Annotated in this window: 6 protein-coding genes; 4 read left to right on the forward strand and 2 right to left on the reverse strand. The window is 69.9% G+C overall.

Annotated features, from left to right (window positions below):
- Nucleotides 1-47: 47 nt before the first annotated feature.
- Entirely contained in the window at nt 48-779 is a 732-nt protein-coding gene (locus tag AB0H87_RS37430) for a LacI family DNA-binding transcriptional regulator (protein ID WP_360157094.1), read from the reverse strand.
- Nucleotides 780-947: 168 nt separating this feature from the next.
- Here AB0H87_RS37430 and AB0H87_RS37435 point away from each other — a divergent pair, with 168 nt between their 5' ends.
- Genes AB0H87_RS37435 through AB0H87_RS37450 form a run of 4 tightly spaced genes read left to right on the forward strand, consistent with a single transcriptional unit; the run spans nt 948 to nt 5,081 of the window.
- Nucleotides 948-2,021 (forward strand): Gfo/Idh/MocA family oxidoreductase, encoded by a 1,074-nt coding sequence (locus AB0H87_RS37435; RefSeq protein ID WP_360157097.1) that lies wholly within the window; start codon nt 948-950, stop codon nt 2,019-2,021.
- Nucleotides 2,018-3,001: a Gfo/Idh/MocA family oxidoreductase gene (locus AB0H87_RS37440; protein WP_360157100.1), complete on the forward strand. Its 984-nt coding sequence runs from the start codon at nt 2,018-2,020 to the stop codon at nt 2,999-3,001. Before AB0H87_RS37435 ends, AB0H87_RS37440 begins: the two co-directional genes overlap by 4 nt.
- Nucleotides 2,998-4,002 (forward strand): Gfo/Idh/MocA family oxidoreductase, encoded by a 1,005-nt coding sequence (locus tag AB0H87_RS37445; protein WP_360157103.1) that lies wholly within the window; start codon nt 2,998-3,000, stop codon nt 4,000-4,002. The genes AB0H87_RS37440 and AB0H87_RS37445 overlap by 4 nt, the downstream gene beginning before the upstream one ends.
- Nucleotides 3,999-5,081 (forward strand): Gfo/Idh/MocA family oxidoreductase, encoded by a 1,083-nt coding sequence (locus tag AB0H87_RS37450; protein ID WP_360157106.1) that lies wholly within the window; start codon nt 3,999-4,001, stop codon nt 5,079-5,081. Before AB0H87_RS37445 ends, AB0H87_RS37450 begins: the two co-directional genes overlap by 4 nt.
- Nucleotides 5,082-5,102: 21 nt before the next feature.
- Here the strand turns inward: AB0H87_RS37450 and AB0H87_RS37455 are convergent.
- Nucleotides 5,103-5,361 (reverse strand): hypothetical protein (locus AB0H87_RS37455; protein WP_360157109.1); only part of this gene is annotated, 259 nt, incomplete at its 5' end.

Genomic DNA, 5,361 nt, shown 5'->3' on the forward strand with positions numbered 1-5,361 from the left:
AAGACGAAATAAGAGATATATATGCGTGTGATTGTAGTTCAGTAGTGTTATATTCCGATGTGCTGGTCCAGGGCCGTCGACGTGGCCGCGGCCGTGTCGAAGGGGACCGACACCTCGCGGGCGCCCGGGATGCCCGCCGACTTCACCGCCGACCAGAAGCCGGTCGAGCGCAGCTTGCAGGCCGACACGTGGGTCGGGCCGTTGATCAGCACCAGCGAGCGGCGGCCACCCGCGATCATCAGGTCGGTGAGTTCCGTCGCCGCGGTGTCGTGGGTGCAGTCCACCCAGCCCACGCCCGGGAGCTTGCTGCGGTGGCCGATCAGCACCGTGGGCGCACCCAGGCCGACCAGCTGTTTGATGATCGGGTCGCGGGCTCCCGCCGCGGGCAGGACCACGCCGTCGACCCGGCGCCGGCTCACGGTGTCCAGCACGTGGGCTGACTTCTGGCCCGACATCGTCAGCAGCAGCAGGTCGTAACCGGCTCGCTCCGCGGCGTCACCCAACGCGCCCAGTAACGCCGGGTAGACCGGGTGCAGCACGACCTCCGACGCGTGCAGCGGGAACAGCACGCCCAGTGTGCGGCTGCGGCCCGTCGACAGCTGGCGGGCCGTCGGGTCCACCCGGAAGCCGTGCTCCGCGATGATCTCCGAGATCCGGTCCCGCGTCGCCGCGCCCACGCCGGGCTGGCCGTTCATCGCGCGGGAGACGGTGCCGGCCGAGACGCCGGCGAGCGCCGCGATGTCGCGGATGGTGAGTCTGTCGTTCTTCGCGGCGGTCACGCCGGCCTCCAAGATCTACGCAACCGGTTGCGCTGTTGCGGCGCAACGCTACCAGGCCACGAACAGAAATCTTCTCGCAACCTCTTGTGCCCATCGAACCCTCGGGCCCAAGATAACGCAACCGGTTGCGTAAACCGGTTGCGTACCGACCGGCAAGGGAGAAAGTCTGTGTCTGACCTGGGCATCGGCATCGTCGGCCTGCACAACCACTACCACGCCTACCCGTTCGCCGACTATCTGCGCCGCGGGCTGCCCGGACTGCGCCTGGTCGGCGTGGCCGACGAGCGCGCCGACCTGGCCAAGGAGTTCGCCGCCGACTACACGGACGGCGTCTGGACCGCTGACTACGCCGACCTGATCAACCGCGACGACGTCGACGCGGTGATCGTCACGTCCTACACCTCCGCCCACGCCGACCACGTCGAGCTGGCCGCCGCGGCCGGCAAGCCCGTGCTGCTCGACAAGCCGATCGCCACGACCATGGCCGACGCCCGCCGCATCGTCGACGCCGCGGAGCGGGTCCCGGTCATGATGGCCTACCTGCTGCGTTACCTGCCGGTCTACCGCCAGGCGCTGGACGCGGTCCGCCAAGGCGCCGTGGGCGACCTCGTCTCCGGCTTCTACTCGATCCGCTTCCCGGTCGGCGCGATCACCGACTCACCCAAGACGACCGAGCAGGGTTGGTACGCCGACCCCGTGCGCGGCGGCGGTGGCGGCTTCCTCGACCACGGCGTGCACTTCACCGACTTCTTCCGCTGGTTCTTCAAGGCCGACGCGGTCAACGTCACGGGCCAGATCGGCGCGCTGACCTACAAGGACCTCGGCGTCGAGGACTACGGCATCGCGACGTACACATTGGACACCGGCGCCATCGTCACCGTGGAGAGCACCTGGCACGCCGCCGACTACTTCGGCCCGCTCTCGTCCCCCGACCACGCCGAGCTCAGCGGCACGCGCGGCGAGATCGAACTGCACTACCAGAAGAGCCCGCAGACGGCGATCCAGGGAATCGACGAGCCATGGGTCGGCCGCCGCTACATCGACCTGGTCGGCGAGGAGCGCTACGAGGCCTGCTACCGCGACCTCCTGCTCGGCTTCCGCGACTGGATCACCACCAGGAACCCGGATCCGGACCTGCCCACCGCGTACGACGGCCTCAAGGCGCTCGAAATGATTATCGGTGCCTATCAGGCCGCCGAAACGGGCACCCGCGTGACGTTCCCGCTGGAGCCGACCCGATGACCGTCAACGTCGCAGTCGTCGGCACCGGCCGCATCGCGCGGGTCCACGCCGAGGCCTACCGGCACGTCTCCGGCGCACGCCTGACCACCTGCACGGACCCGAACACGGCAGCCGCGGAAGCCTTCGCGAAGGACTACGGCCTCAGGATCTCCGACGGCCTGGACAAGATCCTCCAGGACGACACGATCGACGCCGTCCTGCTCGCCTCGCCCAATGCCGTCCACGCCGACCAGACCATCCAGGCGCTCCGAGCCGGCAAGCACGTCTTCTGCCAGAAGCCGATCAGCCTCACCCTGGCCGACGCGGACCGGGTCGTCGAGGCCGCGGCCGACAGCGACCGGATCCTCCAGCACGGCTTCATGCTGCGCTTCACCCCGCCCCTGCCCGGCCTCAAGCAGCGCCTCGCCGACGGCGAGCTCGGCGACCCCATCGCCGCCCGCGCGGCCGTGTTCGGCTGGGAGCCGACGAACGACTGGTTCTACGACCCGGCCCAGGGCGGCGGCGTCATCCTCGACACGCTCGTGCACTTCGGCGACCTGGTGCAGTGGCTCTTCGGCCCGGCCGCCACGGTCTACACGGCCGGCGGCGCCTACGTGCTCGAGGGCGCCAAGCGGCACCGCAGCCCCGACAACGCGACCGTCACCGTCACGCACGAGACCGGCGTCGTCACCAGCATGTACGTCACCTGGACCGCGGGACACGGCAACTTCACCATCGAGGCGTACGGCAGCAAGGGCGGCGCCGCCGTCGACCTCGTGCACGCGCAGGCGATGCGCACCTTCGAAAAGGCACACGGCTGGGCGTACCCCGACCTGGTCTGGGACTACGGCTACCGCGGCGAGCAGCAGTACTTCGCCGACCGCATCACCGGCCGGGTCGACGGCACGCAGGCCGCCACGCCACGGCAGGCCCGCGACGCCCTCGCCCTGGTCCTCGCCGCCCAGCGTTCCCTCGACGAGGGCACGGTGGTCAAGCCGTGATCGGCGTCAGCGTCATCGGAGCCGGCTTCTGGGCACGCGAGATGCACCTGCCCGCCCTCGCTCAACTCCCCGACGTGCGGATCACCAGCGTCGTGGCCACGAGCCAGGAGTCGGCCGAGCGGGCCGCCGCGACCGTAAAGGCCAAGGCGCTCACGGACATCGCGGCAGCCGCCGCGGACCCGGACACCGACGTGCTCGACATCGTCGCCCCACCGGACGTCCACCTGAAGGCCGTCGAGATCGCCGCCGCGCACGGCAAGCACGCCATCTGCATCAAGCCGCTGGCCCGCAACCTGACCGAGGCCGACCGGATGCTCGCCGCCGTCAAGGAAGCCGGCACCCGCCTGTTCTACGCCGAGAACGTGCCGTTCATCCCCGCGCTCCACGAGGCGAGCAAGGTGGTCGACGCAGGCGGCATCGGCACGGTGTTCCGCGTCAAGGCGTGCGAGGGCATCGGCGAGCCGCACTCGCCATGGTTCTTCGACCCCGAACGATCAGGCGGCGGTGCGATCCTCGACATGGCCGTACACAGCCTCGAGTTCTGTCGTTTCTTCGCGAAGGCGCCAGTATCCACTGTGTACGCGGAAGCGGGCACCTTCGTGCACGGCAAGAAGACGACGGCCGAGGACACCGCCGTGCTCACCCTGCGGTTCGCCAACGGCGTCATCGGCCAGTGCGAGGACAGCTGGAGCCTCAAGGGCGCGATGGACTCGCGCTTCGAGATCTTCGGCACCAAGGGCCGGATCCTCGTCGACAACCTCCACCGCCAGCCCCTCCAACTCGTCAACGACACCGCCGGCTGGTCGTACCCGCTGCCCATCCCGGGCCTGGTCGCCGACGGACATCTGGCGATGCTCGGCCATTTTCTCGACTGCCTCCGCAGCGGAGCGCCGTCGCTGTCTGACGGCCAGGTGGGCCGGGACGTGCTCGCCGTGGTCGACGCGGCATACCGATCCGTGGCCAGCGGCCGCCGGGAAGAGATCAAGGAGACGACACGATGACCGACCTGCGGATCGGCATGATCAGCTGGGCCCACGTGCACGCGGAGTTCCGGGCGAAGGCGATTGCCGAGATCCCCGGCGCGCGGGTCGTCGCGATCGCCGACGACGACGAGGAACGGGGCCGGGCGGCGGCGCGGCGGCACGGCGTGGACACGTTCGTCGACGACTGGCGCGATCTCGTCACCCGCGACGACGTCGACATCGTGATGGTGCACTCGGAGAACAGCCGCCACGCGGAGCAGGTGATCGCCGCGGCCGAGGCCGGCAAGCACGTGTTCTGCGAGAAGCCGATCGCCACGACGGTGGCCGACGCGACGGCCATGGCCGAGGCGGTCCGGAGCGCAGGCGTCGACGGCACCGCCGCGTTCGTGAGCCGCTTCTCCAAGGAGGCCGACCGCGCCAAGAAGATCGTCGACTCCGGCGTGCTCGGCCGGATCCTGCTGACCCGCGGCTTCATCGGCCTGGCCGGGATCGCGGAGATCGGCTGCCCGCCGGACATGACCGCGTGGATGAACGACCCGGTGCTCGGCGGCGGTGGCGCCTGGATCGACGAGGGCTCACACGGGATCGACCTGCTGCGCTGGCTGGTCGGCGAGATCACCGAGGTGTCGGCGTTCACGGCCAACCGGCACAAGCCCGACCTGGACGGCGAGGACATCGCGGTGGCCCTGCTGCGGTACGCCGACGGCGGGCTCGGCGAGATCGGCACCGTCTGGAGCCTGTCCGCCGACATCGGGATGCGCAACAACCTGGAGATCTACGGCACGGACGGCACGCTCGTCATGCGGGCGACCGATCCGTTCCCGCGGGTCGAGGTCTACCGGTCGGGCGACGACCCGCTCTACCGCGGCTGGACGACACCGCACATCGAACCGGACGCCACGGAGCCCCACGACTACGGTTCCTGGCCGCCGCACACCCACCACTACAAGCGCGAGGTGGCGTCCTACCTCCACCGCGCACAGGCCGGCCTGCGCCCGTTCGGCCCGACCCTCGACGACGGGCTCGCCTGCCTGCGGGTGATCGCCGCGGGCTACGAGTCGGCCGCCAAGGGCGGCGGGGCGGTCGCGACCAGCTAGAAGACCAGCTAGATCCCTTGATCACAAAACGCTAGCTTGGCCCCGGAAGGGAGATTCGGATATGGCAAGACCACAGCGACGGGTCCGGCGCTGGTCCGGATTCGCGATCGCCCTGGTCGTCGCGTCCGCGGTCGCCGCCTGCAACGGCGGCGGTTCCGGCGGCTCCGGCGACGGCGGCGGTGGCGATCCGAACGCCGCTCCAGCCACCGCCGACGGTCCCATGGTGCGATCGTCGTCAGCGAGATCGGGTTGCGGATCGTGTTCGAGCTGATCCGGGTTC

It is taken from the genome of Asanoa sp. NPDC050611 (genome assembly GCF_040654855.1).
In the GTDB taxonomy this organism is placed as follows: Bacteria; Actinomycetota; Actinomycetes; order Mycobacteriales; family Micromonosporaceae; genus Asanoa.

Coding starts and splice junctions, on each gene's coding strand:
- AB0H87_RS37450 (WP_360157106.1), top strand. CDS start 3,999: ATGACCGACCTGCGGATCGGCATGATCAGCTGGGCCCACGTGCACGCG.
- AB0H87_RS37440 (WP_360157100.1), top strand. CDS start 2,018: ATGACCGTCAACGTCGCAGTCGTCGGCACCGGCCGCATCGCGCGGGTC.